23 protein-coding genes and 1 pseudogene are annotated in these 26442 nt (G+C 67.7%); 7 read left to right on the plus strand and 17 right to left on the minus strand.

Going from position 1 to position 26442, the window contains the following annotated elements:
• Nucleotides 1-20: 20 nt before the first annotated feature.
• Nucleotides 21-419, plus strand: coding sequence for an STAS domain-containing protein (locus tag A5707_RS18310; protein ID WP_232000749.1), 399 nt, complete (start codon nt 21-23; stop codon nt 417-419).
• A gap of 412 nt (nt 420-831) precedes the next feature.
• Nucleotides 832-1230, plus strand: a complete 399-nt coding sequence (locus tag A5707_RS18315) for an STAS domain-containing protein (RefSeq protein WP_419866441.1) — start codon at nt 832-834, stop codon at nt 1228-1230.
• 7 nt (nt 1231-1237) lie between these two features.
• On the opposite strand, the gene A5707_RS18320 is transcribed toward A5707_RS18315, so the two are convergent.
• The 5 genes from A5707_RS18320 to ffh are packed head-to-tail and all read right to left on the minus strand — an operon-like array spanning nt 1238 to nt 8015.
• Complete coding sequence (locus A5707_RS18320) at nt 1238-1846, minus strand: TetR/AcrR family transcriptional regulator (RefSeq protein WP_065015856.1); 609 nt, start codon at nt 1844-1846, stop codon at nt 1238-1240.
• Nucleotide 1847: 1 nt separating this feature from the next.
• A complete protein-coding gene (locus A5707_RS18325; protein ID WP_419866442.1) occupies nt 1848-3677 on the minus strand; it encodes an N-acyl-D-amino-acid deacylase family protein in 1830 nt (609 codons plus the stop codon).
• A gap of 38 nt (nt 3678-3715) precedes the next feature.
• Entirely contained in the window at nt 3716-5338 is a 1623-nt protein-coding gene (locus tag A5707_RS18330; RefSeq protein WP_065015858.1) for a serine/threonine-protein kinase, read from the minus strand.
• Between the two features lie 36 nt (nt 5339-5374).
• Complete coding sequence (locus A5707_RS18335; protein ID WP_065015859.1) at nt 5375-6442, minus strand: metal-dependent hydrolase family protein; 1068 nt, start codon at nt 6440-6442, stop codon at nt 5375-5377.
• 4 nt (nt 6443-6446) lie between these two features.
• A complete protein-coding gene (gene ffh / locus A5707_RS18340; RefSeq protein ID WP_065015860.1) occupies nt 6447-8015 on the minus strand; it encodes a signal recognition particle protein in 1569 nt (522 codons plus the stop codon).
• Nucleotides 8016-8370: 355 nt separating this feature from the next.
• Between ffh and A5707_RS24610 the strand changes: the two are divergent.
• The 3 genes and pseudogenes from A5707_RS24610 to A5707_RS18350 all read left to right on the plus strand — a co-directional run.
• Nucleotides 8371-8667 (plus strand): annotated as a pseudogene (locus tag A5707_RS24610) (PE family protein); the annotation flags it as partial.
• A 186-nt stretch (nt 8668-8853) separates the two neighbouring features.
• Nucleotides 8854-9258 carry a PE/PPE C-terminal domain-containing protein gene (locus A5707_RS24790; protein WP_269455156.1) on the plus strand — a complete coding sequence of 135 codons (405 nt, stop codon included), beginning with the start codon at nt 8854-8856 and terminating at the stop codon, nt 9256-9258.
• A gap of 40 nt (nt 9259-9298) precedes the next feature.
• The gene (locus tag A5707_RS18350) at nt 9299-10483 is read left to right on the plus strand and encodes a PPE family protein (protein ID WP_065015862.1); all 1185 of its coding nucleotides are present in this window, start codon (nt 9299-9301) and stop codon (nt 10481-10483) included.
• Between the two features lie 59 nt (nt 10484-10542).
• Here A5707_RS18350 and A5707_RS18355 read toward each other — a convergent pair whose 3' ends face one another.
• The 8 genes from A5707_RS18355 to A5707_RS18385 form a co-directional block, all read right to left on the minus strand.
• Nucleotides 10543-10806: a PE family protein gene (locus A5707_RS18355; protein ID WP_065015863.1), complete on the minus strand. Its 264-nt coding sequence runs from the start codon at nt 10804-10806 to the stop codon at nt 10543-10545.
• A gap of 223 nt (nt 10807-11029) precedes the next feature.
• Nucleotides 11030-13483: a [protein-PII] uridylyltransferase gene (locus A5707_RS18360; RefSeq protein ID WP_065015864.1), complete on the minus strand. Its 2454-nt coding sequence runs from the start codon at nt 13481-13483 to the stop codon at nt 11030-11032.
• 36 nt (nt 13484-13519) lie between these two features.
• Entirely contained in the window at nt 13520-13840 is a 321-nt protein-coding gene (locus A5707_RS23465; RefSeq protein ID WP_232000753.1) for a P-II family nitrogen regulator, read from the minus strand.
• A complete protein-coding gene (locus tag A5707_RS18365) occupies nt 13728-15251 on the minus strand; it encodes an ammonium transporter (protein WP_156658111.1) in 1524 nt (507 codons plus the stop codon). Before A5707_RS18365 ends, A5707_RS23465 begins: the two co-directional genes overlap by 113 nt.
• Nucleotides 15252-15425: 174 nt before the next feature.
• Nucleotides 15426-16733, minus strand: coding sequence for a signal recognition particle-docking protein FtsY (gene ftsY / locus A5707_RS18370; RefSeq protein WP_065015890.1), 1308 nt, complete (start codon nt 16731-16733; stop codon nt 15426-15428).
• Nucleotides 16734-16787: 54 nt separating this feature from the next.
• Nucleotides 16788-20384 (minus strand): chromosome segregation protein SMC, encoded by a 3597-nt coding sequence (smc, locus tag A5707_RS18375; RefSeq protein WP_065015865.1) that lies wholly within the window; start codon nt 20382-20384, stop codon nt 16788-16790.
• Nucleotides 20385-20394: 10 nt separating this feature from the next.
• The gene (locus A5707_RS18380) at nt 20395-20670 is read right to left on the minus strand and encodes an acylphosphatase (protein ID WP_065015866.1); all 276 of its coding nucleotides are present in this window, start codon (nt 20668-20670) and stop codon (nt 20395-20397) included.
• The gene (locus A5707_RS18385; protein ID WP_065015867.1) at nt 20663-21070 is read right to left on the minus strand and encodes an OsmC family protein; all 408 of its coding nucleotides are present in this window, start codon (nt 21068-21070) and stop codon (nt 20663-20665) included. Before A5707_RS18385 ends, A5707_RS18380 begins: the two co-directional genes overlap by 8 nt.
• Nucleotides 21071-21205: 135 nt before the next feature.
• Here A5707_RS18385 and A5707_RS18390 point away from each other — a divergent pair, with 135 nt between their 5' ends.
• Nucleotides 21206-21982, plus strand: coding sequence for a PIG-L deacetylase family protein (locus A5707_RS18390; protein ID WP_065015868.1), 777 nt, complete (start codon nt 21206-21208; stop codon nt 21980-21982).
• A gap of 85 nt (nt 21983-22067) precedes the next feature.
• On the opposite strand, the gene mutM is transcribed toward A5707_RS18390, so the two are convergent.
• The 4 genes from mutM to sepIVA form a co-directional block, all read right to left on the minus strand.
• Nucleotides 22068-22916: a bifunctional DNA-formamidopyrimidine glycosylase/DNA-(apurinic or apyrimidinic site) lyase gene (mutM, locus tag A5707_RS18395; protein ID WP_065015869.1), complete on the minus strand. Its 849-nt coding sequence runs from the start codon at nt 22914-22916 to the stop codon at nt 22068-22070.
• 5 nt (nt 22917-22921) lie between these two features.
• A complete protein-coding gene (rnc, locus tag A5707_RS18400) occupies nt 22922-23602 on the minus strand; it encodes a ribonuclease III (RefSeq protein WP_065015870.1) in 681 nt (226 codons plus the stop codon).
• The gene (locus A5707_RS18405; protein WP_082969541.1) at nt 23599-24183 is read right to left on the minus strand and encodes a YceD family protein; all 585 of its coding nucleotides are present in this window, start codon (nt 24181-24183) and stop codon (nt 23599-23601) included. The genes rnc and A5707_RS18405 overlap by 4 nt, the downstream gene beginning before the upstream one ends.
• An 88-nt stretch (nt 24184-24271) precedes the next feature.
• Nucleotides 24272-25009: a cell division protein SepIVA gene (gene sepIVA / locus A5707_RS18410; protein ID WP_065015872.1), complete on the minus strand. Its 738-nt coding sequence runs from the start codon at nt 25007-25009 to the stop codon at nt 24272-24274.
• Nucleotides 25010-25345: 336 nt separating this feature from the next.
• On the opposite strand from sepIVA, the gene A5707_RS18415 reads away from it, so the two are divergent.
• The coding region (locus tag A5707_RS18415; RefSeq protein ID WP_065015873.1) for a 13E12 repeat family protein at nt 25346-26442 on the plus strand (1097 nt) is incomplete at its 3' end.

The following is a 26442-nucleotide window of genomic DNA, read 5'->3' on the forward strand; positions in this document are numbered from 1 at the left end:
CCCAACGAACACGAGGATCCATGATGGTCGAACAAGACGGCTCTACACCGAGTTCTCACCCAGAGTTGGACGACAGCAATTTCAAAGTCGATGAGACGTGGGTTGATCACCTGGTCGTGGTATCCGTCAGCGGAGATGTCGACATAGCCAGTACTCCGCGGCTGACCGAGGCCATCGACGCCGCGCGCGCCAAAGGACCGAGCGGCGTGATCATCGACCTTTCCAATGTCGATTTCTTCGCCTCAGCCGGGGTTAATGTTCTCATCGCTGCTCACAGCGGCATTGCGCAATCAGGCCACTTCGCGGTGGTGGCCGACGGGCCGGCCACGCACCGGCCGCTCACTTTGCTGGGTGTTGACGAGATCATGCCGCTGTACCGCACGCTGGACGACGCGCTGAGAAAACTTGCCGACGGCTGAGCCTGAACTCACCAGATTGATGTTCCTGAAGCAACAATCTGGCGCATCAGCACCGATCTGGCCGCGCCGGTGAAAGGCGCGACCCGATTCCACAGGAAAGCTGGGCAGACCAGCAGATCGCCTACGCCCACCCACCGGAACCAAGATCAATTCCTGCGCCCTCAATTCAACGCAGCCCATCGGTGGATCGAGGCTAAGTCTGCGGCGACGCTCCGAAAACCCATCCCCTCCCCTGTGGGGTGCAGGTTTGTGGGCTAGTCTTCTGATGCCGCGGCATCCTGTTGTACGCGAGTCGGATGTGCGGCATGCGCTGGCAGCCGTCGGCGCTGGTTACCGGGTTGAGGCCACAGCCCACGGCCGAACATGCCGGCGCCGCAAGCAGGCGCGCAGAAGCGTGCAAGGAACGAGGAAAATGATGGCCGAACACCAGCAGGCTCCCCCGGGTTCCACACCGCAGCCCGGCAAGAACGACTTCAACGTCGACGAGAACTGGGTTGATCAGCTGGCCGTGGTCTCGGTGAGCGGCAGCGTGGACATGCTCAGCGCGCCCTGGTTGACCGAGGCGCTCGATGCCGCGCTGGCAAAAAGCCCGGCCGGCTTGGTTGTCGACCTGTCCCGTGTGGAGTTCCTCGGGTCGGCGGGGATCAGTGTCATCATCACCGCCCACGAAAACATCGGCGACACCAACCGCTTCGCCGTCGTCGCCGACGGGCCGGCCACCCATCGGCCGCTCACGCTGCTGGGCCTCAACGAGATCATGTCGCTGTGCCGCACGCTCGACGATGCGCTGAGCAGGCTGTCCGGGATCTAGCCGGGCCCTAGTCCGCCGCGGCGTCGGCGACGTACATTCCGCTCAGCAGCGACGCCAACAGCGCGATCCGCTGAGCTTCGATCTCAGGTTGCGGCAGCACTGCGCGCACCAGGGCGGCTCCGTCGAAGGTGTTGGTCAGCACCGCCACCAGCGCCGGGAAGACATCTTCGGGGATGCTGTCGGCGCCGGGCAGCGCTTTCGCGGCGTCGTGGATCTTGGCGCCGTACTGCGCCAAGACGTTTTGCAAGGTGGCTTTGAGTTTTTCGTCGGTGCGCGCCGCAACCATGAGTTCGTACATCACGGTGTTCGTGGAATTCGCCGTGAGATCGCGCAGGATCGCCAACGCAGCCTCCAGAACCGGCTTGTCGGACGGTATTTCGGCGACTTTTTTGCTGAATTCGTCGAGCTGACGGCGCATCACTTCGTAGGCGGTGGCCGCCATGAAATCGCCCATGGTGTCGAAGTGCCGAAACAGCGCGCCGACAGATACGTTGGCGCGCTTGGTAATCACCGCGGCCGACGCGCGGGCGTAGCCGACTTCGGTGATGGTCGCGATACTGGCGTCGAGCAGCCGCGCAACCGTCTCCTCGCGGCGCTGCTGCTGGGTTCGGGCCATCTCACGCCTGCTGGAGTTGACGGGTGCCCGCCCGCAGGAAACGGCCGGACTTGACCGTCGTGCCGTAGCCGTCGCGGAAGCGGCCGTTGCGGAACACCACCGCACCGCCGACCCCGGTAGCGACGACGGCGGCGTCGTTGCGGTTCACCATCCGGCTCAAATTGCCGTAGAACGGCACCTTTTCTTCGTAGTAGCCGTCCACCGACTCGTCGAGACCGGCCGGGTCGATCACCGCGAAGTCGGCACGGTCGCCCTGACGCAGCGTGCCGGCGTCCAGACCGAACCAGTCGGCCACCTCGGCGGTCAACCGATGCACGGCGCGTTCGACGGTCAGGAACGGCGCGCCGGCCTGCGTGGCGTCCAGCGTGCGCTTGAGCAATCGCACACCGTAGTTGTAGAAGGCCATGTTGCGCAGATGCGCACCGGCGTCGGAAAAGCCCATGTGGATGCTGGGATCTGCGGCCAGCTTGTCGAGCTGCTTGGGCCGGTGATTGGCGACGATGGTGGTCCACCGGACATTGCGCTCGCCGTTGTCGACAAGGACGTCGAGGAATGCATCGAGCGGGTGCAGGCCGCGCTCGTCGGCGATCTGCCCGAAACTCTTGCCGATCAAAGCCTTGTCAGGGCATTCGACGATCACCGCATCGTGAAAGTCGCGGTGCCACAACGTCGGCCCGAGCTTACGGCGGTCGAATTCGCGGCGGAAGTTGCGACGGTATGCGGTGTCCTTCAGCAGCGCATTGCGCTCCAATTGGTCGCGGAGATGCAGCGCGGCAGTGCCCGCCCCGAACTCTTCGAAGACCGGAAGGTCGATGCCGTCGGAATACAACTCGAACGGCACCGGAAGGTGTTGAAACCGCACCTTGGCGTCAAGGACCGCGTTGAGTAGCCGGATGATCGGCCCGAAGACGATGGCTGCTCCCGGCATCGACTTCGCGTCGGTCGACACCAGCAAGCTCATCCGAACTTCCTTGCGACGGCCGAACATTCCGCTGCTGGACAAAAAGAACAACAGTCCCGACAGCGGGTTGGCGACGTCCGGCGCGCTCTGCAGAATCCGGCCGCGCTTGCGCAGGACATTGATCAGTTTTCGGCGCTCGCGCCAGGTCGCGAACGTCGACGGCAAGGCCCGTGACCGGTAGCGATCACCGTCGAGCTTGTCGATTGCCGCGTCCATCCCGGACATGCCGAGCAGTCCGGCGTCGAGAGCCTCGTCGAGCATGGCCGCCATCCGGCCGAGTTCGGCGTCGGTGGGCTTGGTGGTGGCGTCGGTGGCGCGGTCCAGTCCCAGCACCGCCGTCCGCAGATCTGAATGCCCCAGCAGCGAGCCCACATTCGGGCCCAGCGGCAGTGCTTCAAGTGCCCGCACGTAGTCGGCGGGCCCGGACCAGGTTTTGTGGTCGTCCAGCGCGCCGAGCACAAATTCGCGGGGCACCGCCTCGACCCGGGCGAACAAGTCGGCGGCATCAGCGGAGTCGGCGTAGACCGTCGACAGCGAGCAGTTGCCCAACAGCACTGTGGTGACACCGTGTCGCACCGATTCCCGCAATCCGGGATCCAGCAGCACCTCGGCGTCGTAGTGCGTGTGCACATCGATGAAGCCGGGGACGATCCATTTGCCGGCCGCGTCGATCACCTCGGGGCAGCCGGTCTCGTCGAGAGCGGTCGCCGAAATCGTCGCCACGACGCCGTCGCGGATGCCCAGCGTCCGGATCTGCGGTGGGCTACCGGTGCCGTCGAACCACAAGCCGTCGCGCACGATCACGTCATACGTCATTACAGCGTCGCTCCTCTGCGTCGTCCAGGCTGCCGTTATCGGCCACCGTAACATAGATAGTAAGTACTCACAATCTTTTGAGTCCGGTGTGTTCAGCGGCCCGGCGTGGGCGGAGTCGGGTTGGCCGGTGGGGGTGGGCTCGAGGGACTCGGCGTCGGGGATTCGGCGACTGGCGGGACGCCGGGCACCGTGACCGCGGGCGGCACCGCGCCCAGCCGTCCGGCCACTGCCGGGATCACGATGTGGCCGCCCTGCTGGCCGCACTCATCGGTTTGGACCGTCACCGTCATCACGCCCCGCAACGGGCCGTGACTTTGCGGCTCGAGTGACAACACCTGGGTCATGGTCTGCTTGTCCGCCGCTCCGTTGGGTCCGACGCACGGAAACTGCAGCGTTTCCGGGCGGGACTGCCAGGCGCCGTCGCGGAAATCGAAGACAAGTGGCCGCAGGCCGGCTGACTGGTGTGGGCTCTGGTGGTCCTGGTCGTCGAGTTGGATCCCGGTGGCGACACAACCCGTCGGCGTGCACGACGAGTGAAATGCCCACCATGTCGTCACGTTGGGCGGTTGTGGATCAGGCCGATCGTTGAACGTCTGCTGGGCACGGTTGACGTCCACCTGGTAGGTGCCATCGAGCTGTCGGCCGGCCGGAGGTAGCGCGGGGGCGCTGCTCGTCGGGATGGCCGCCGGAGCCTGAGGCAGCGAGGGGCCGTCCGCCTGTGGAGGCGACGCGTCGTGCTTCCGGCCGATCATGATGCCGGCCAGCAGGCCGGTGACCAAGAGCAGCAGCGCCGCGCCGACCGCCGACCCGAGCAAACCCCAGCGCCGCATGCGCTTTGACGATGGCGGCGCCGTTGCAGCGGCTGTTTCGGGCTCCGGGTCGTCCGGATAGTCGACGACGGTGAAGGCGGCTTCGGGGCTGCGATCGCCGAGCCACCCGCCGGCCCGCTCGGACAGCGCCGCGGCGAACTCGCTGCAGCGACCGAACCGATCGGCGGGGTTGTTGGCCATCGCGGTGGCCAAGACGTTGTCGAGCCGCGCCAGGTCGGGGCGCCGGTCGCTGAGCTTCGGCGGCGCGAAGCCGAGATGCGGCGGCGGTCCACCGGTGAACAGGTAGTAGGCGGTGGCCGCCAAGCCGTATTGATCGGCGCGCCCGTCGATGGATTGACCAGTCAACTGTTCTGGTGCCGCGTAGGCGGCCGTTTCGCGGTGCTGCCCCGAATATCGGGCGAGTCCGAAGTCGGTCAACAGGATCCGTTGTTCACCATCCCGCGGATCGCTGAGCACGATGTTGGTGGGTTTGACGCCGCGGTGCACAATCCCCCGTCGGTGTGCGTAGTCGAGCGCGCCGGCCACGGCCGCGACGACCGTAAGCGCTTCACCGGCCGGCATCCCGGCCGGGTATTGGTCGGCGACGAGCTGGGCCACGCTGATTCCGTTGACGTAATCCATCGCGACCCACAGCTGGCCGTCGGATTCACCGCGGTCGGCTACCTCGACGATGTTCGGGTGATACAGCGTCGTGACCGTCGGCGTTTCGGCGGTGAACCGCTGGCGCAACCCGTGGTCGGCTGACGCCGCCGCGGGCAGCACCTTCAAGGCGACCTCGCGCGGCAGCGTGGAGTGCCGAGCCAGGTAGACCTCGCCCATCCCGCCGAAGCCCAGGATTTTCTGGATGGTGTATCCAGCAAACGTCGCGCCGGTGGCCAACGACATGCCTCGATGCTAACGGGCCGTCACCGGGTGCGCCGGTCAGAACACCCGCCCACGCAGGATCACCGCGTCCGGCCGGGTCAGCACGGCCGCCCCGCGGCGGGGATCTTCGCGGTAGCACAACAGGTCTGCCGGCGCGCCGTGCTCCAGTCCCGGTTGTCCCAACCACCGACGGGCGTCCCAGCAGGCGGCGCCGAGCGCCTCGGTGGCCGTCATCCCGATCCCGGTGAGCGCGTCGACCTCGTCGGCGATGCGGCCGTGGCTGACCATGCCCCCTGCGTCGCTGCCGGCGTAGATGGGTACACCGGCCTCGCGCGCTGCGGACAGCCGCTGCTTGCTCTTCGCATACAGGTCACGCATATGGGCGGCATAGACCGGGTACTTCCCGGCCGAATCGGCGATACCGGGGAAGTTCTCGACGTTGATCAGCGTCGGCACCAGGGCGGTGTTGTGTTCGAGCATCAACTCGACGGTGTCGTCGGTGAGCCCGGTGCCGTGCTCGATGCAGTCGATGCCGGCGTTGATCAGTCCAGGCAGCGCGTCTTCGCCGAAGACGTGGGCGGTCACCCGCGCGTCGTGGGCGTGCGCGGTGTCGATCGCCGCCTTGAGCACGTCGTCGGACCACAGCGGCGCCAAATCGCCGATGCCGCGGTCGATCCAGTCGCCGATCAGCTTGACCCACCCGTCGCCGGCGCGCGCCTGTTCGGCCACCGCAGCAGGAAGCTGCGCTTCGTCCTCGATGTCGATCGGCAAGCCTGGGATATAGCGTTTCGGCCGGGCCAGATGACGCCCGGCGCGGATGATGCGTGGCAGGTCGTCACGGTCGTCGAGGCTGCGGGTGTCGATGGGCACCCCGGGGTCACGCAGGAGCAGCACCCCGGCGCGGCGCTCGGTCTCGGCGTACCGAATGGCCTCGTCTACCTCAACCGGTCCGTCGGGACCAATGCCGAGGTGGCAGTGCGCGTCGACGAGTCCGGGGATGATCCAGCCGTCGTCGAAAACGGTGTCCGCGTCGGGGACCGGTTCGGCGCTGAGCTTTCCGTCGACGATCCACCATTGCACCGGTTCGCCATCGGGTAATCCGCGGCCGCGGACGTGGAGCCGCATGCGGCTACTTCTTGCCCGGGAACTTCAACTTGGACAAGTCGAAATCGGCTAGGCCGGGCGGCAATTCGTCGAGGCCCTCGGGCATCTGGGACAGGTCGGGGAAGCCGGCGGGCATCGCCGGCATCCCGGGCCCGAAGGGACTGCGCGCCTTGGGGGGCGTGGGGCCGCGCTTCTTGTTCTTTTTCCCTTTGCCGCCCTTGTTTTTTCGCGACGACGACTTGCGGCCAAGACCGGGGATTCCCATCGAGCCCACCATCGACGACATCATCTTGCGGGCTTCGAAGAAGCGGTCGACGAGCTGGTTGACCTCTGACACCGTCACCCCGGAGCCGTTGGCGATGCGCAGCCGACGCGACGCGTTGATGATCTTCGGATCGGCCCGCTCCTGCGGGGTCATCCCCCGGATGATGGCCTGCAGCCGGTCGAGTTGTTTGTCGTCGACGGCGGCCAGCGCGTCCTTCATCTGGCCGGCGCCGGGCAGCATGCCCAACAGGTTGCCGATCGGACCCATTTTGCGGATCGCCAGCATCTGTTCGAGGAAGTCCTCCAACGTCAGCTCGCCGGAACCGATCTTGACCGCGGCGGCTTCGGCCTGCTGCGCATCGAAGACCTGCTCGGCCTGCTCGATCAGGCTCAGCACGTCACCCATGCCCAGGATGCGACTGGACATCCGATCGGGATGGAAGACGTCGAAGTCTTCCAGTTTCTCGCCGGTGGACGCGAAAAGGATTGGCACACCGGTGACTTCGCGCACCGACAGCGCCGCGCCACCGCGGGCGTCGCCGTCCAGCTTGGTCAGCACCACACCGGTGAATCCGACGCCCTCGCGAAACGCCTCGGCGGTGGTGACGGCGTCCTGACCGATCATCGCGTCGAGAACGAATAGCACCTCGTCGGGGTCGACTGCGGCGCGGATGGCGGCGGCCTGGGTCATCATCTCGTCGTCGATGCCCAGCCGTCCGGCGGTGTCGACGATGACGACGTCGAAATGTTTGGACTGTGCCTCGCTGAGCCCGGCCGCGGCGACGGCCACGGGGTCACCGGGGCCGGCCTGCTGTGTCGGGTCGGCTTCGGCGGAGGTGCCCGGATGCGGGGCGAACACCGCGACGCCGGCGCGTTCGCCGACGATGCGCAGCTGGTTGACGGCGCCCGGCCGCTGCAGATCGCAGGCCACCAACAGCGGGGTGTGGCCCTGGCCGCGCAGCCACGCGGCCAGCTTCCCGGCCAACGTCGTCTTACCCGAGCCCTGCAGACCGGCCAGCATCACCACGGTGGGCGGCGTCTTGGCGAAGGCCAGTTGGCGGGTCTGACCGCCCAGGATGCCGATCAGTTCTTCGTTGACGATCTTGACGACCTGCTGCGCGGGATTGAGCGCCGCGGAGACCTCGGCGCCCTTGGCGCGATCTTTGATCCGGTTGACGAAACCCCGCACCACCGGCAGCGACACGTCGGCTTCCAACAGCGCCAGCCGGATCTCGCGGGTGGTGGCGTCGATGTCGGCGTCGGTCAACCGGCCCTTGCCGCGCAGCCCCTGCAGTGCACCGGTGAGGCGGTCGGACAGCGATTCAAACACGCCGCCATGCTAGCTGGACGCCACCGGGCGACGATGCTGGCCGGGACGGCGACAGCCGTCCGATGCTGGCCGGGGCTGCGGTTGCGAATTCCCAACAATAAGGCCTACGCCGTGAATGTAACTGAGGAGTAAAAGAAATCTGACGGTTACTGTTCTGCGTCGCGGCGTTTAAAGAGCAATTGCCGAATTCTCACAGCTCGTCGGATTTCGTTAAAGTTCCGGGCATCGCCGTTAAGAGACCGTTACCGCACCATTCTCGGCTGCCAATCTGCGGAAACCTCATCACCGTGCAATGGGTCGAGCGCCAACAGCGGGCCTCCCATTTTCGAACCGCGCGCATTGTGAGGAGAATTGCATGACTTTTGTGACGACACATCCCGAAGCGTTGGCCGCCGCGGCGGGCACGTTGCAGGGCATCGGCTCGGCGATGGCGGCGCAGAACGCGGCAGCGGCGGCGCCGACGACGGGTGTGGTCCCGGCCGCCGCTGACGAAGTGTCGGCGCTGCAGGCGACCCAGTTCGCCGCCTACGGCGCCCTGTACCAACAAGTCAGCGCCCAAGCCACGGCGATTCACGAGATGTTCGTGCACACCCTGGGCATCAGCGCGGGTTCGTATGGCGAGACCGAGACCGCCAACTCGGTCGCGGCCGGTACCTCGTCGGGGCTCTCGGGCCTTCTCGGTGGACTGGGCACGTCGTCGTCGTCAGGCTCGGGCCCGTTGTCGTGGCTCACCGACCTCCTCGGGGGTACCGGGCCGGGTGGCCTGTCGGGCAACCTCAGCAACATCCTCAACATCGGGACCGGGAACTGGGCTTCTGCTGGATCCAACCTGCTCGGAATGGCGGGCGGCGGGCTCTTTGATGCCCCTGCCGAGGTGGCCGCCGACGCCGAGTCAGGCGGCTTGGCAGGCGGCTTGGACGGGACGCTCCTGGCAGGCGTGGCGTCGCCGACGGGGACCGGAGGCATCGCGGCGCCGGTGTCGGCTGCGGTGGGCCAGGCCTCTTCGGTCGGCATGCTGTCGGTGCCGCCGAGTTGGGCCGGCCCCACGGGGCCCGTGTCGGGCGCAACCCCGGCGACGTTGACCGGGGCGGGTTGGACCGGCGCTGCGCCGCACAGCACCCCGGTGAGCACGATGCCGGCCGGGATGCCGTCGGCGGCCAGCGCCGGCCGGGGCGGCTTCGGTTTCGGCGCGCCACGCTACGGCGTCAAACCCACCGTCATGCCCAAACCCGCCGTCGTCTAGGCACCCACTCCGCGTCGCCGACCCAGAAACGAGGCACACCATGGATTTCGCCGCACTGCCCCCCGAGATCAACTCCGCCCGCATGTACGCCGGCCCGGGCCCCGCACCGATGATGGCCGCCGCGGCGTCCTGGAACGGCCTGGGTGCCGAGTTGGCCACCACCGCGGCGTCGTACGAGTCGGTGGTCGCCATGCTCACCGGCGAGGAATGGCTGGGCCCGGCCGCGGCGGCGATGGGCGCAGCGATCGCTCCCTACCTGGCTTGGATGAACACCACCGCCGCTGCGGCCGAACACGCTGCGGTCCAGGCCATGGCCTCGGCGGCCGCCTACGAGGCCGCTTTTGCGATGACCGTGCCGCCGCCGGTGATCGCGGCCAACCGGGCTCAGCTGGCCATGCTGATCGCTACCAATTTCCTCGGCCAGAACACCGCGGCGATCGCAGCCACCGAAGCCCTCTACGCCGAGATGTGGGCGCAAGACGCCGCCGCCATGTACGGCTATGCCGCCGCCTCGGCCAGCGCCGGGATTCTGCAACCGCTGACCTCGCCGGCACCGACCACCAATCCCGTCGGCCTGGCAGCCCAAGCCGCGGCGGTCACCCAAGCCTCTACCGCCAGCACCCAAACCGGTCTCTCCCAGCTCGTCACCGCCTTGCCCACCACTGTGCAGCAACTGGCCACCCCCATCGCGGCGACGGCGGGGACCACCGGATTCCTGGGCTCGATCGACAGCTTCCTGGGCATCCCGTTCGTGTCGAACGCTACGAATGGGGCGGTCAACACCGCCGCCTGGTTCGTGATGGCTGCCATTCCGAACGCGGTATCACTGGGACATACCCTGGCCGGCAGCGCGCCCGCGGCTGTCGCCGCCGAGGCCGCGGGTGCGGAGGGTCTGGGAGCGGGCTTGGGCACGATGCTCGCGGGCGCAGCAGGCCCAGCGGGCTCTGTCGGCTTGGGCGGGGCGCCGATAGTGGCCGGCCTGAGCCAGGCGTCCTCGGTCGGCGGGTTGTCGGTGCCGGCGGGTTGGTCTGCGGCGACCCCGGCCGGCACTGGTGCTGCGACGCTAGCGGGCACCGGCTGGGCTGCCGCCGCGGAAGAAAGCGCTGTGGCCACCGTGCCAGCGGGGATGCCGTCGGTGGCCTCGGCCGGGCGGGGCGGCTTCGGTTTCGGCGCTCCGCGCTACGGCGTCAAACCCACGGTGATGCCCAAATCGGTCTTCGTCTGAGGGCGGATAGTCGGGCCAGCCGCGTGGGGCAAGCTGCGCCCCACGCGGCCAGCACACGTTTAGCTGTCGACGGCGGTGTTGGCGGCTTGGGCCAGGATGCTGGTGAAAACCTCGTGAATGGCTTTGGCCTGGGCGCTGACCGCCTGATACATCTCACCGTGCAGGGCGAACTGCGCCGCGGCCACTGCCGACACCGCGTCGCTACCGGCCGGATGTACTGCGCTTGTGGGGATGGCCACGGCGGCGTTCTGCGCCGCCATGGCCACGCCGGTGTCCCGTAACTGCTTGACTGCTGCCGACAACGATTCGGGCTGTGTAGTCATAACGTCATGGACTCCTTCTGATAAACCCGCCGATGACGCGGGATAGCTAGCCATTTCTGCTCATAGTTTTGCCGCCGAATTCGCCAATGAATAGGTGGGTAACTGTCTTTTAACGGGCGGCCCCGAAGATTTACCGGATTTGGCTCGTCGTGTGTCGCGAGCGTGACGACCTTAATATGGTTTTCACTTCGAGCAGTGGGCCAGAAATTAGTGTCGGCCGGGTTCAGACGGTCGATGGAATTTCAGCGGCATCGCCGCGCAGCATCGCGACCAGTTCCCGCTCGATCGCCGTGCGCAGGCGGGCGGTTTGTCCGGCCGTGCCGGTTGGCAGCACGACGCAGAACGTGTCGTCCACCGTCGAGCCCCGGGTGGCGACCTTTGCCCAGATGATGTCCGCTCCGGCCCGCTCCAGCATCCCGGCCACCCGCGCGAGCAAGCCGGCGCGATCCGTGGCCCGGATCTCGACGGTCAGCCGGTCGCCGGTGCCGTCGAACCACAAAACCCGCGGCGGGGCGGTCGACAGGTCGGCGGGAACTGCGGTCGGCACGTCACGGACCGGCCGGGCGTCGCCGTCACGCTGGGCCAGCACGCCGAGAACGTCGAGACCGCCGTCCAGCGCACTGGCGAACTGCTGGCGCAGCAGTCCAGTCGCGGGCGGCGCCCCGAAGTGCGGCGAGACCACGAACTCGTTGATCGCCGAACCGTCGTGGATGTTCACCGACGCCGAATGCACTCGCAGCCTGTTCAGTGCCAGCACGCCAGCGGCTTTCGACAACAGGCCGCGTTGATCCGGGGCGATCATCGTCACCCGGTAGGTGCGCCGACCGCCGCCGCTGCCGATCTCGACGTGGACTCCGTGGTCGGCTGCCAGCGCGAGGTAGTCGGGGTCGATCGGGTCGGGCTGCGGCAGCGGCTCGCCGGCCATCACCAGTCGGCAGGCTCGCACCAACTCGCCGACCAGCGATGCCTTCCAATCGCTCCACACGGCGGGGCCGGTGGCCAGCGCGTCGGCTTCGGTGAGCGCGTGCAGCACGTCGAGCAGTACCAGGTCCCCGTCGAGGGCGTCCGCAACGGTGGAAACGACTTCCGGGTCGTTCAGGTCATGGCGGGTGGCGATCTTCGACAACAGCAAATGATGCAACACCAGCCGCGAAAGCATCCCGACGTCAGAGGGCCACATCCCTAGCCTGGTACCGACCTGCGTGGCCAACTGGGCACCGACCACGCTGTGGTCGGCGCCTCGGCCCTTGCCGATGTCATGCAGCAGCGCGGCGAGCACCAGTAGGTCGGGCCGCGCCACCCGGGTGGTGAAAATCCTTGCCCGGGCAATGGTTTCGATCAGATGTCGGTCCACGGTCCAGACATGAGCGACGTCACGCGGCGGCAGGTCGCGGACTGCGGCCCATTCCGGGAACAGTCGGCCCCACAGCCCGGTGCGATCGAGCGCTTCGATTGTCGTGACCACCGCGGGGCCGGCGGTCAGCAGAACCAGGAGGTCGTCCAGCGCCTCGCGCGGCCACGGCGTGGGCAGCTCGGCTGCAGTGTGGGCCAGCCGGTTCAGCGTGGACGCCGCGATCGGTAATCCTGTGACGGCCGATGCTGCCGCCGCTCGCAACACCAGACCGGGATCACGTTCGGGCCGGGCTTGGCGGGCCAGCACGACCTCCCCGGCGTGCTCGACGACGCCGTCATCCAGTGGCCGGCGTAGCAGCCGCCGCACGCTCGACATCCCGTGACGCGGCAACGCGTTGGCAGCGGTCCGCAACCCGGCGTCGACGCGGTAGCTGATGGTCCTCGCCGCGTCGGACAACATGCGCGATAGGTCGTATCTGTCGCCGACGTGCAGCGCCGCGCCGATCTCGTCGGCGTACTGCGCCAGCAGCAGATCACGCCCGCGGCGCGAGGCCCGGTGCAACTCGGTGCGAACGTCGAGCAGGCTGAGGTATGCACCGGTCAGTGAGTCGGTCGAACTATCCGATGGGAAGCGGTCGGCCAGCTGGGCGATGGCCAGCGCGTCGAGCAGTTGAACGTCACGTAGGCCACCGCGGCCGCATTTCAGGTCGGGTTCGGCGCGGTGTGCGATTTCGCCACTGCGATGCCACCGTGATTGTGTCGCCTCGACGAGTTCGTCGAAGCGAGAACGGATTCCGGTTCGCCAATGGCGCCGGACGGCGTCGACCAGCCGGGCCGACAACTGCTGATCGCCGGCAATGTGGCGAATGTCGAGCATCGCCAGGCCCGCCGAAATGTCCGCGCCCGCGACCTCTAGCGCTTCGCCGACCGTGCGCACGCTGTGGTCTAGACGAATGTTGGCGTTCCACAGCGGATACCACAAGGACTCTGCGGTCTGCTCGACGATCCCTGCCGGCATGTCGTCGTGCATGAGCACCAGGTCCAAGTCGGAATACGGCAACAGTTCACGACGGCCCAGAGAACCCGTGGCGACGACGGCGAACCCGCTGCCGCCGGTGATGCCGATCTCGGTTGCCTTGGCGGCCAGCCAGGACTCGTGCAGCTCCCCCCAAGCTTGGCGCAGGGCGCGCGAGTCCAGCTGATCCGGCGCGGCGGCGAGTAACTCAGTCCTGGCGGCGACTAAATCGGTTGCCGCGCCGGGACTTTCGCTCCTCGCCAGCTGGCGCTCCCCCGGCCCTGGCGGCTCGGGACGACGTGATGTCATTGCTGCCCGGCCGCGGGCAGGACTTCATCGCGAATCTCATATCGCATCCGGCCCGCGCTCGCCGGTGCGTACCCGTACAACGGTTTCCACGGGGCAGACCCACACTTTGCCGTCACCGATCTTGCCGGTGCGCGCGGCCCGCACGATACTGTCGACGACCTTGTCGGCGGCAACGTCGTCCACCAAGACTTCGATGCGCACCTTCGGCACGAAGTCGACCGAGTATTCGGCACCGCGGTAAACCTCAGTGTGACCTTTCTGCCGTCCGTAGCCCTGGACTTCGCTGACCGTCATCCCCAGTTGTCCCGCCTCCTCCAGGCTGGCCTTGATGTCTTCCAGCGTGAACGGCTTGACGATCGCGGTAATCAGCTTCATCGTGGTGTCCCTCTGCTCCGTCCGCTAAGTCGTGATGCGCGAGAACCGAACTGCCGACGACAGCGAAGTCGTAGCCACCTTCGGCGTGTTGAGCTTCGTCGATGCCCGAGGTTTCATCCTCTGCACCCAGCCGCAGTCCGATCGTGTATTTCACGATCAGAGCCAAGATAGCGGTGCCGATAGCCGAATAAACGAGAACACCGCCTGCGCCGATGGTCTGCCGCCACAGCTGATCAAAACCGCCGCCGTAGAGCAAACCCGGCGAGACGCCCGCGACGCCGGCTATGGCAACGGTTTCTGGGGCCGCCAGCAAGCCCACCAGCAAGGTGCCCACCAGGCCTCCGATCAGATGCACCCCGACCACGTCGAGCGAATCGTCAAAGCCGAATCGGTATTTCAGGCCGACGGCCAATGCGCATGCGACGCCGGCCGCCGCGCCGATCACCAGTGCGCCGACTACGTTGACCGACGAGCACGACGGTGTGATCGCAACCAGCCCGGCCACGATGCCCGACGCAGCCCCGAGTGACGTCGCGTGGCCGTCGCGGATCCGCTCGGTCAGCAGCCAGCCGAGCATCGCCGCGGCCGTCGCGACCGTGGTGGTGATGAACGTCGAGCCGGCGGCGCCGTTGGCGCTTAGCGCCGAGCCGGCGTTGAAGCCGTACCAGCCGAACCACAGCAAACCGGCGCCGAGCATCACCAGCGGCAGGTTGTGCGGCCGCATCGGCATGGCGGGCCAGCCGCGGCGCTTGCCGAGGATGATCGCCAGCACCAAACCTGCCGTGCCGGCGTTGATGTGGACCGCCGTACCGCCAGCGAAGTCGATGGCGTGCAGCTTGTTGGCGATCCACCCGCCGTGCGCCGCCGTCACCTTGTCGAACGCGAAGACCCAGTGCGCCACCGGGAAGTACACGAAGGTCGCCCACAGCGCGGCGAACAGCATCCAGCTGCCGAACTTCAACCGATCGGCCACCGCTCCGGAGATCAGCGCGACTGTGATGATCGCGAACATCAGCTGGAATGCGACGAACACGGTTTGCGGCACGGTCCCGGCCAGTGGAATCTCGACGGCCGCCGACTGACCGGCCGGGTCGGCGGCGACGGCATTGACGCCGATGAGTCCCTTCAGGCCCCAGTATTGGGTCGGATTGCCCGCGATCGACCCGACGTCGTCGCCGAAAGCCAGCGAGTAGCCGTAGAGCACCCACAGCACCGTCACCACGCCCATCGCGCTGATGCTCATCATGATCATGTTCAGCACGCTCTTGGCGCGGACCATGCCGCCATAGAAGAAGGCCAGGCCCGGTGTCATCAACAGCACCAGCGCGGCGCTGGCCAGCATCCAGGCGGTATCGCCGGTGTTCGGCACCCCCATGATCGGATATTGGTCCACGCGCTCAGACCTCCTTCGCCGAAGCCACCAATGACCTGGTCAAACAATGCGCAGTCGTTGTTTCGGCTCCGACGCGGCGTGGTTTCGCCAGCGTTACAGGATGCTCACCGGTGATGATGGGTGCGACCCGCTGCGCCCGGCTGCGCCGCGCTGGCGATCGCACCGGTGCCGGCGTCAGCCCAGAAGCGCGTCGACAAAGGCGGCGGGCTCGAACGGCGCGAGATCGTCGGGTCCTTCGCCCAGGCCGACCAGTTTGACCGGCACCCCCAATTCCTGCTGCACCCGAAACACGATGCCGCCCTTGGCGGTTCCGTCCAGCTTGGTCAGCACTGCCCCGGTGATGTCGACGACGTCGGCGAATACCCGCGCCTGCGCGAGCCCGTTCTGCCCGATGGTCGCGTCGAGCACCAAGAGGACCTCGTCGACGGCGGCGCGCCGCGTGACCACCCGTTTGACTTTGCCCAGTTCGTCCATCAGCCCGGTCTTGGTGTGCAACCGCCCGGCGGTATCGATGACGACGACGTCGGCACCCGCGGCGATGCCCTTGTCCACCGAATCGAACGCCACCGAGGCCGGGTCGGCGCCCTCCGGTCCACGGACCACCTCGGCGCCCACCCGGGCGGCCCAGGTCTGCAGCTGGTCGGCGGCAGCGGCCCGGAACGTGTCGGCCGCACCGAGCACCACCCGTCGGCCGTCGGCGACGAGGACCCGCGCCAATTTGCCGACCGTGGTGGTTTTGCCGGTGCCGTTGACACCGACCACCAGCAACACCGAGGGATGGTCGGCATGGGGCAGCGCACGGATCGAGCGATCCAACCCGGGTTGCAGCTCGCTGATCAGGACGTCCCGCAGCACCGCGCGGGCCTCGGCCTCGGTCTGGACGTTTTTGCTGGCGAGCTCGCTGCGCAGGCGGGACACCACCGACGTGGTGGCCGTCGGCCCCAGGTCGGCCACCAACAGCGTCTCTTCGACCTCCTCCCAGGACTCTTCGTCGAGATCTCCGCCGCCCAGCAGGCCGAGCATGCTGCGCCCCAACGCGTTCTGCGATCGAGCCAGCCGTCCGCGCAGCCGCTCCAACCGGCCTTCGGCCGGGGCAATCTCCTCGAGGTCCGGGGCTTTGGGCGCGGGCGGAGCTGGGGGCGCTTCAGCTGGAGCCGGCGGTGCCGGCGGTGCTTCGGTTTCGGGCTCGGGCAGCTGAACATCAGCGACGGTGCGCTTCGGGGCGTCACGCGGGATAGTCGCGTCGTCGCCGACACCGGGCAGGCCGGTGGTGTCGATGCGCTCGGCCGGTTGGACCGGCGGGGCTGTCTGGCTGAAGGTGATGCCCGCTGACGTGGTGTAGCCGCCGGAGCGGTCGAGCGCGGTTGGCTGTTGCGACAAGCTGATCCGTCGCCGGCGGTAGCGAACCAGGCCGAAGACCAGTGCGGCGATGACGACCAGTGCAGCGATGATCGCGATGGCGATCCACAGACCTTCAGACACCACGCCATTGTTCCAGGGGCCGCACACACCGCGGAGGGCCGGTCGCTGGCGGCGCTAGCCCGCGGTCACCAGCTCCTGGCCGCGCAATCGCTGCGAGATCACCGCGGTGATCCCGTCGTCGCGCATCGTCACCCCGTACAGGGCGTCGGCCACTTCCATCGTCGGCTTCTGGTGAGTGATGACGATCAGCTGCGACTGCGTGCGCAGCTGTTCGAACAGTTGCAGCAGCCGGTGCAGGTTGGTGTCGTCGAGCGCGGCCTCCACCTCGTCCATGATGTAGAACGGCGACGGCCGGGCTTTGAAGATCGCGACCAGCATCGCCACGGCGGTCAGCGACTTCTCGCCACCGGACAGCAGCGACAGCCGCTTGATCTTCTTGCCGGGCGGGCGGGCCTCCACCTCGATGCCGGTGTGCAGCATGTCGTCGGGATCGGTCAGCCGCAGCCGACCTTCTCCACCGGGGAAGAGGCTGGCGAACACCCCTTGGAACTCGCGCTCCACGTCGGTGTAGGCGTCGGTGAACACCTGCAGGATGCGGGCGTCGACCTCGGCGACGACGTCGAGCAGATCCTTGCGGGCGGCTTTGACGTCTTCGAGCTGAGTGGACAGGAAGTTGTAGCGTTCCTCCAGCGCGGCGAACTCCTCGAGCGCCAACGGGTTGACCCGGCCCAGTTCGGCCAGCTCACGTTCGGCGCGCTTGGCCCGCCGCTCCTGAGTGGGCCGGTCGAACGGCATCGGCGCCGGCGCGGTGACCTGCTCGCCGCGCTCGCGGGCCTGCTCGTATTCGGCCATTTCGAGTTCGGTGGGCGGCAGCGGGACCTCGGGGCCGTATTCGGCGACCAGGTCGTCGGGCGCCATGCCGAACTGTTCGAGGACCATCTGTTCGAGCTGTTCGATGCGCAGCGCCGCCTGCGCCTTGGCCACTTCGTCGCGGTGCAGCGCCTCGGTCAGCGTGGCGATCCGCGCGTTGAGGGTGTTGACCTCGTCGCGAACCGCCGTGACCGCCGTCGACCGCTGCTGACGCTCGGTGGTCAGCGCGTCGCGGTTGCGCGAGGCGGCGCCGACCACCTGGTCGAGCCGCCCGGCCAGCAGGTGGCCGGCGTTGGCCACCGCAGCCGCCACCGCCGCGGCGTGCTCCCGCGCGGCGCGGGCCTGCTGGGCGCGCAGCCGGGCCTCCCGCTCGGCCGCGGCGGCCCGGCGCAGCGAATCCGCCCGTCCCCGAACGGCATTGGCGCGTTCTTCGGCGGTGCGCACCGTCAGCCGGGCTTCCACTTCGGCGGTGCGGGCGGCCTCCAAACCAGTGCGGGCCGCGGCGATCTCCTGCTGGTCGACGGGTTGGGCGGCCGATACGTGTTGGGTCTGTTCGGCGTTGCGCAGCCGGGTCTCCAGCTCACCGAGCTCCTCGAGGGTCCGAACGCGACCGGCCTCCAGTTCCTCGCGCTGGTGCAACAGCCTGCGCCATTCGTCCTCGGCGGCGCGGGCCTCCTGGCCCAGCCGGCCCAGTTGCTCGTAGATCGCCGAGATCGCGGCGTCGGATTCGTTGAGCGCGGCCAGCGCCTGCTCGGCGGCGTCCTGCCGCGCGGCCTGCTCACTGAGCGCACCCGACAGCGCGGCGGACAGTTGGCTGACCTGAGTCTCAGCGGCGGCCAGTTCGCTACTGGCCTTGTCGATTTCGCCGGCCACCTCCAGCGTCGAGGGCTTGCGATCGGATCCGCCGCTGACCCAGCCCGCCCCGACCAGATCGCCGTCGTGGGTGACCGCGCGCAACTGCGGGCTTGCCGCCACCAGATCCAGCGCCGCACTCAGATCCGCGACGACTGCGACACCGGAAAGCATCGCAGTCATTGCGCCGCGCAGCCGCGGTGGCGCCTCGATGAGGTCGACGGCCCAGCGGGCGCCGTCGGGAATTGTGACGGTCGAGGCCTGCTCGCCGGCCGGCCAGTCGCCCAGCACGATCGCCGCCCGACCGCCGTCGGCCTGCTTGAGCGCGGTCACCGCCGAGCGAGCGGCACCGAAGCTGTCGGCGGCGACGGCGTCGGCGGCCGCGCCCAGCACCGCGGCCAACGCCGTCTCGTAGCCGGATTCAACCCGGACCAGCTTTGCAATAGTGCCGAAAATACCTGCGTCGCTGCGGTTTTCGGTAAGCCAGGCGGCGCCGTCCTTGCGTTCGAGTCCCACCGACAGCGCGTCGATGCGGGCCCGCAGCGATGCCACCTGACGTTCGGCTCCGCGCTCGGCGGACTGCAGTTCGGCGACCCGCTCGTCGGCCAGTCGCAGCGCCGCCACCATCCGGTCGTGATGCTCGTCGAGGCCTACCTCGCCCTGATCGAGCTCACCCACGCGGCTCTGCACGGTTTCGAACTCCGCCACCGCGTGCTGTGCTCGGGTAGCGGCCTCCTCGATGCGCTCCGACAACTTGGCGACACTGTCATCGATCGATTCGACCCGCGCACGCATGGTTTCGACTTGGCCGGCCAGCCGGGCCAGACCTTCGCGGCGGTCGGCTTCGGCGCGCACCGCCGCCAGGTGTGCCTGCTCGGCGTCGGCGGCGCTGCGCTCACGGTGCGTCAACTCCGCCCGGGCGGCCTCCAGCCCGGTGCGAGCGCCGGCCAACTCCGCCAGCAGCCGCTGCTCTTGGGCGGCCACCTGTTGCGCTTCGGCCTCCAACGCGTCGGGGTCCGGGCCCCCGGTGGTAGCGGGCTCGACGTCGAGGTGCTGCGCTCGCTCGCTGGCGATGCGTATGGTCGCGCTGACCCGTTCGGCCAACGCGGACAACCGAAACCAGGTCTGCTGTGCGCGTTCAGCGCGTTCAGAAAGGCGGGCCAGCGCGCTCTCGTGCGTGGCCAGCTCGTCGGAGGCCACCGCACAGCGGGTGGCGGTCTCGTCGTGCTCGCGGCGTAACGCCGTTTCGGCCTCGTTGGTGTCGTTGAGCTCGGCCTGCCGGGTGACGACGTCGTCGGCGGCCAGTCGCAGCTTCGCGTCGCGCAAATCGGCCTGGATGGTCTGGGCGCGACGGGCCACTTCGGCCTGGCGGCCCAGCGGCTTGAGCTGGCGACGCAATTCGGTGGTCAGATCGGTCAGCCGGGCCAAATTCGCCGACATCGCCTCGAGCTTGCGGACGGCTTTTTCTTTGCGCTTGCGGTGCTTGAGCACACCGGCGGCTTCCTCAATGAACGCCCGACGGTCCTCCGGCCGCGACTCCAGGATTTCGTTGAGCTTGCCCTGCCCGACGATGACGTGCATCTCGCGGCCGATGCCGGAGTCGCTGAGCAACTCCTGAACATCCATCAAACGGCAACCGCTGCCGTTGATTTCGTATTCGCTGGCGCCGTCGCGGAACATCCGCCGGGTGATCGACACCTCGGAGTATTCGATCGGCAGCGCGTTGTCGGAGTTGTCGATGGTGACCGTGACTTCAGCACGGCCCAGCGGCGCCCGCGAGCTGGTGCCGGCGAAGATGACGTCTTCCATCTTGCCGCCGCGCAGCGTCTTGGCGCCCTGCTCGCCCATCACCCACGCCAGGGCGTCGACCACGTTGGATTTGCCCGAGCCGTTCGGCCCGACCACAGCGGTGATGCCCGGCTCGAAACGCAGAGTCGTCGGCGAAGCGAAGGACTTGAAGCCCTTGAGCGTCAGACTCTTGAGGTACACGGCGTGCAGACTACCGTTCGCTAAAGCCGTTGATGGGTTCGCCGCGCTGCGACCAATCCGCGACAACTTTGTCGACGTGGCCTGGTGTTTTGCCGGATTGCAACAGCTGCAACAGCTGTTCACAGGCGTCACGTGATCCCTGCGCGACGACCTGAACCCGTCCGTCGGGCCGGTTGGCGGCGTAGCCGGTCAGACCCAGTTCCAGCGCCCGGCAGCGGGTCCACCACCGAAAGCCGACGCCCTGCACCCGGCCGTGCACCCAGGCGGTGAGCCGAACCTCAGCCACTGGTCACCTCGAAAGTCACGGTGGTGCCCGACTTGAGCGTGCGCCCGACCGTGCAGACCTGGTCGACGGCGCGCTGCACAACCGTCAGCACCCGCTCCTTTTCGGCGGCGTCAAGCCCCGACAGGTCGAGTTCGAGGGTCTCCTCCAGCAACGGATAGCGCTCCTGGTCGCGGTCGGCTTGGCCGGAGACCTTCACCACCGCCTGGTAGTCGTCGCCGAGGCGACGGGCCAGCGGCAGGTCACTGGCCATTCCGCTGCAGGCCGCCAGCGCGATTTTGAGCAGCTCGCCCGGTGTGAACACTCCGTCGACGTCCTCGGACCCGACGAGGACCTCTGCGCCCCGCGAGCTGTGTCCGGTGTAGCGACGGACCCCGGTGCGTTCCACCCACAGTTGCGTCATGGGTCAGTTCTACCGTGCTACCGGGCGACGTTTCGCGTCGAGATCGACGGTAGCGCGGAAAAGTTCGAGTGGACGTGACGCTAACGTCGATCTCGCCGCACCGAGAAAGCGCCGTAGGCAGGCATACTGCAACCCATGGCCACGGTCGTCGCATTCCACGCCCACCCCGACGACGAGGTGATCCTGACCGGCGGCACGCTGGCCCGAGCGGCGGCAGCAGGGCACCGCGTGGTTGTCGTCACGGCCACCGATGGCCACATGGACAATGCCGAAGAAAGATCTCGTCTGGACGAATTGCGGTTGAGCGCAAGCATTCTCGGAGCGCATCGAGTCGAGTGCCTCGGCTATGCCGACAGCGGATACGGGCCGCAGTTCTATCCCGACCCGCCCGGACGAGTCCGGTTCGGGCGAGCGGATGTCGAGGAGGCGGCGCTACGACTGGCGACGATACTTCGCGCCGAAAACGCAGACCTGCTGCTGAACTACCAATCCAACGGCGGCTACCGCCACCGCGACCATGTGCAGGTCCACCATGTCGGCAAACGCGCCGCCGAACTCGCTGGCACGCCGCGAGTGCTCGAGGTGACGATGCCGCGGGAAACGCTGTGCCGCATCAGCGATCTCGCTCGCATGCTGCGGCTGCCGGCGCCGTATGAGCCGGACGTCGTGCGCACCGCATACGCTCCGCGGGCAACCATCACCCACCGGATCGGTGTTTTCCGTTTTGCGCGGCAGAAGCGGGACGCGTTGGCAGCTCATCGCTCGCAGATCGGCAGTACCGGTGCGGCCGCGCGCGTGTTCGGGGTGTTACTACGCCTGCCACCTCAGGTGTTCGGCCTGTTGTTTGCCCGAGAATGGTTCGTCGACCCGGACGCGCCGCCGGGACCGGTACGCCGCGACATCTTCGACTGACGTTGCCGGGCCCTGGCGCGAGCGTGCGTGTTCCCGGGATTTTGCCCGGCGTGTCGCCCGGGGACACGCGCGCTCGCGCCAAGGATTAGCGCCGCGGGCGGGGTTGGCAGCGCGGACAGTAGAACGACGAGCGGTTCATAAACTTGTCGCGGCGGATCGCCGCACCACAGCGTGGGCAGGGTTTGCCGTCGCGACCATAAGCATTCAACGACCGGTCGAAGTAGCCGGACTGCCCGTTGACGTTGACGTACGTCGCGTCGAACGAGGTGCCCCCCTGCGCCAACGCGTCACGCATCACGTCGGCGGCCGCTGCCAGCACCGCCGTCAGCTTAGGTCGGCTCAATCCGTCGGCGAACCGCGCGCCGTTGACCTTGGCGCGCCACAGCGCTTCGTCGGCGTAGATATTGCCGATGCCCGACACCACAGTCTGGTCGAGCAGCTGGCGTTTGATCTCGGAATGCTTGCGCCGCAACACGTTAACCACGGCAGCAGCATCGAAGCGAGGGTCGAGCGGGTCGCGGGCCAAATGTGCCACCGGCGCGGGAACGACGCTGTCGTCCACAGTCACCAAGTCGGCCAGCAGCCACCCCCCGAATGTGCGTTGGTCGACAAAGCTCATCGTGGTCCCGTCGTCGAGCACCCCGGCGACCCGCAGATGGCTGACATTGGGGACCGTGCCGAGCAGCATCTGTCCGCTCATCCCCAGGTGGATGACCAGCGCCTCGTCGCTGTCGAGCGTCAGCCACAGATATTTGCCGCGCCGGTCGGTGCCGGTGATTCGTGTGCCGAGCAGCCGCGCCGTGAGATCGGCCGGCCCAGCCTCGTGGCGGCGCACCGCGCGGGGATGATGCACCCGGATCGCGGTGATCGTCTTGTCGACCACATGGTCGGCCAACCCGCGCCGCACCACCTCGACTTCGGGTAGTTCGGGCATCTAGATCACGCGCTGTCGAGAGCGGTCCAGGCTGCTGCAGCGGCCTTCTGTTCGGCTTCCTTCTTGGATCGACCCACGCCGGTCCCGTACTCGGTGTCCATGACGACGACGACCGCGGTGAACTCCTTGTCGTGGTCGGGCCCGGTGGAGGTGACCTGGTACGACGGGGCGCCCAAGCCGCGCGCCGCGGTCAACTCCTGCAGGCTGGTCTTCCAGTCCAGACCGGCGCCCAACGTTGGCGCGGCGTCCAGCAGCCCACCGAACAACCGCAGGATCACCTGCCGGGCCGTATCCATCCCGTGGTGCAGGTAGACCGCGCCCAGCAGCGACTCCATCCCGTCGGCGAGAATGCTCGATTTGTCGGCGCCGCCGGTGTTGGCCTCGCCGCGGCCCAACAACAGGTGCGCGCCAAGCCCCTGGTCAGTCAGCCCGCGTGCGACGTCGGCCAGCGCCTGGGTATTGACCACGCTGGACCGCAGCTTGGCCAGATCGCCCTCCGAGCGGTCGGGGTGACGGCGGAAAAGTTCGTCGGTGATGGTCAGCCCCAGCACCGCGTCGCCGAGGAACTCCAGTCGCTCGTTGGTGGGCAGCCCACCGTGCTCGTAGGCGTAGCTGCGGTGCGTCAGCGCCAATGTCAACAGCTCGTCGGGCAGGTCCGCCCCGAGCGCCTCGAGCAGGCTGTTCACGACTGCGCCGCGTCCTCGTCCGGGCGCACCATGCCGGCCAGCTTGGCCCAGCGCGGGTCGATCTGGTCGTGGTGGTGGTCGGGTTCTGCGGTGGCCAGCGGGACCCCGCAGTCCGGGCACAACCCGGGACAATCCGTGCGGCACACCGGCGACAGCGGCAGTTCCAGGCCGACGGCGTCGATGACCGGTTGCTCGAGGTCGACGATGTCGTCGACGACGCGGCCGAACTCGTCGTCCTCGGTGGTCGCGTCGGTGGCGCTATCGGGGTAGGCGAACAGCTCAGTCAAATCGACGTGCACGTGCCCGGTGATCGACCTCAGACAACGGGCGCACTCGCCGCTGGTAGGCGCGTCCACGGTGCCTGTCACCAGCACACCTTCGGACACCGACTCCACTCGCAGGTCCCGTTGCATCGGCGCCCCGCGGTCGATGGCGATCAAGTCCAGCCCGATGCGCGACGGGCTGGCCACGGTGTCCTGGACCGAAAACATCGCTCCCGGACGTCGCGGCAGCCGCGCGACGTTGATCGCGAGAGGCGACGTTGTGTGCCGGTGGCGTGTCGAACTGTGCTGCCTGGGCATGTCCGCGATTTTACGGGCGGGTCGCCGCCACCGGCGATCGCAAGTGCGGCGAAGCCGGGCGCGGCGGGTCGCCGGCCAGGTATCCCGACTAACGCGTCGCGTAGTCGTGGGTGCCGGCACCGGTCCGCAGTTGGTGTCGACCGCGGTTGACCGAGCGCAGCGTGCCGTTGAGGTAGTCCTCGAATTCGGCGAGCTTGGCATCGACGTAGATATCGCACTCGCCGCGCATCCGGTCGGCTTCGGCGTGCGCCGAGTCGATGAGCCGGGTGGCCTCGGCGTGGGCCGACGCCACAACTTCGGTCTGCGAGACCAGCCGTTGCTGTTCTTTGATGCCCTCTTGCACAGCCTTTTCGTAGGAGATGTTGCCCTCCTCGACCAACCGGTCGCATTCCGCCTTGGCCCGGCCGGTGGCGGCCTCGTACTCACGCTTGGCCGAGGCCGCGATGCGGACTGCCTCCTCGCGAGCTTCGCCGACCATTCGCTCGCTGTGTTGGCGTGCCTCACCCACCATCCGGTCGGCCTGCGACTTGGCGTCGGACAGGATCCGGTCGGCCTCCGAGCGGGCGTGGTTGAGCATCGACTCGGATTCGGTGGTCGCCGAGGACACCATGGAGTCGGCGTGGGTCTTGGCGTCGTGCAGCAGCGAATCGCGGGCGTCGAGCACATCCTGAGCATCGTCCAGCTCGCCGGGAATGGCGTCCTTGATGTCGTCGATCAGCTCCAGCACGTCGCCGCGCGGCACCACACAGCCGGCCGTCATCGGCACCCCGCGGGCTTCTTCGACAATCGCGCCCAGTTCGTCCAGGGCTTCAAAAACTCGGTACACGGCAACACCCTTCCGGCATCGTTGTTGTTACCAGTGTGCCTGGTGTTGCTTCTGTGACTGGGTTGCCGTGCCCGGTGTGTCGGACATTGGCCGCTATGCCGCTCACCTGCACACTTGGCGTCATTATGTCGGGCTGCGGGGTCCAGCGCCAACGCCGGATGCGCGGGGCCGGCCAGCCGCCCGCCTTCGCGTTTGCCAGGCGTTCAGCGCCGCCCATTGGAATAGCCGTCAGCTTTGGTTGTTTAGCCACTGGTGTCCCTCAAACCACTTGTGTCACTACAGTTTTACCTGTGGACGACTATGGCAGTTGTCCGCCCGACCTGATATCATTCGAACATGCGTTCGAGTTGCCGCGACGAGATCGATGAGGTCTTCGATGGGCTGACCGCATACCTCAAACGGGCCCTGGACCTGTGCTTTGACGGGCTGACCACTCCCGAGCGCCTGGTCATGCTGCAGCGCTGTGAGACGCTGCGCCGCCAGCTGCCCGCCGTCGAACACCCGTTGATCAACCAACTCGCCGACCAGGCCAGCGAAGCCGAACTGGGCGGCAAGCTGGGGTTCGCGCTGGCCGAACGGCTGGGCATCACCCGCGCCGACGCCGCCCGCCGTATCGGCGAGGCCGCCGATCTGGGGCCGCGCCGCGCGATCACCGGCGAACCGCTCGAACCGCTGCTGCCCGCCACCGCCGCCGCGCAGCGCGCCGGACACCTCGGAGCCGGGCACGTGGCGGTGATCCGCAGCTTTTGTCACCGACTGCCCGATGCCGTGGACGTGGAGACCCGCGAACGCGCCGAAGCCCACCTCGCCCAGCTGGCCGGCGAACACCGCCCCGATGACTTGGCCAAGCTCGCCGACCGCCTCACCGACTGTCTGAACCCCGACGGCGATTACACCGACACCGACCGGGCCCGACGCCGCGGCCTGGCCCTGGGCAATCAGCACCCCGATGCGATGTCGCAGCTGACCGGCTGGGTCACGCCTGAGCTGGGGGCGGCCATCGAAGCGATATGGGCCAAGCTGGCCGCCCCCGGCATGTGCAACCCTGAGGACCCCACCCCGTGTGTGAGCGGCACCCCGTCCCAAGAGGCCATCGAGCGCGACACCCGCAGCACCGCCCAACGCCACCATGACGCGCTGCTCGCCGCCGCCCGCGCCCTGCTGGCTTCCGGTGATCTGGGTCAACACAATGGGCTGCCGGCCACCATCATCGTGTCCACCACCCTGGCCGAACTGGAATCCGGCACCGGCAAAGCCCGCACCGGCGGCGGCACCCTGCTACCCATGTCCGACGTGATCCGGTTGGCATCGCATGCCCATCACTATCTGTCGATTTTCGACAACGGCAAAGCGATCGGGCTCTACCACGCCAAACGGCTGGCCTCACCCGGTCAGCGAATTGTGCTGCACGCCAAAGACCGCGGCTGCACGTT

It is taken from the genome of Mycobacterium kyorinense (assembly GCF_001672775.1).
GTDB lineage: Bacteria > Actinomycetota > Actinomycetes > Mycobacteriales > Mycobacteriaceae > Mycobacterium > Mycobacterium kyorinense_A.

Coding starts and splice junctions, on each gene's coding strand:
- A5707_RS18315 (WP_419866441.1), top strand. CDS start 832: ATGATGGCCGAACACCAGCAGGCTCCCCCGGGTTCCACACCGCAGCCC.
- A5707_RS18355 (WP_065015863.1), bottom strand. CDS start 10,806: ATGACTACACAGCCCGAATCGTTGTCGGCAGCAGTCAAGCAGTTACGG.
- A5707_RS18405 (WP_082969541.1), bottom strand. CDS start 24,183: ATGCCCAGGCAGCACAGTTCGACACGCCACCGGCACACAACGTCGCCT.
- A5707_RS18390 (WP_065015868.1), top strand. CDS start 21,206: ATGGCCACGGTCGTCGCATTCCACGCCCACCCCGACGACGAGGTGATC.
- A5707_RS18350 (WP_065015862.1), top strand. CDS start 9,299: ATGGATTTCGCCGCACTGCCCCCCGAGATCAACTCCGCCCGCATGTAC.
- A5707_RS18310 (WP_232000749.1), top strand. CDS start 21: ATGATGGTCGAACAAGACGGCTCTACACCGAGTTCTCACCCAGAGTTG.
- A5707_RS18325 (WP_419866442.1), bottom strand. CDS start 3,677: ATGTTACGGTGGCCGATAACGGCAGCCTGGACGACGCAGAGGAGCGAC.
- A5707_RS18330 (WP_065015858.1), bottom strand. CDS start 5,338: ATGTCGTTGGCCACCGGCGCGACGTTTGCTGGATACACCATCCAGAAA.
- A5707_RS18335 (WP_065015859.1), bottom strand. CDS start 6,442: ATGCGGCTCCACGTCCGCGGCCGCGGATTACCCGATGGCGAACCGGTG.
- A5707_RS18385 (WP_065015867.1), bottom strand. CDS start 21,070: ATGACGCAACTGTGGGTGGAACGCACCGGGGTCCGTCGCTACACCGGA.
- A5707_RS18320 (WP_065015856.1), bottom strand. CDS start 1,846: ATGGCCCGAACCCAGCAGCAGCGCCGCGAGGAGACGGTTGCGCGGCTG.
- A5707_RS18360 (WP_065015864.1), bottom strand. CDS start 13,483: ATGACATCACGTCGTCCCGAGCCGCCAGGGCCGGGGGAGCGCCAGCTG.
- A5707_RS24790 (WP_269455156.1), top strand. CDS start 8,854: ATGGCGGGCGGCGGGCTCTTTGATGCCCCTGCCGAGGTGGCCGCCGAC.
- mutM (WP_065015869.1), bottom strand. CDS start 22,916: ATGCCCGAACTACCCGAAGTCGAGGTGGTGCGGCGCGGGTTGGCCGAC.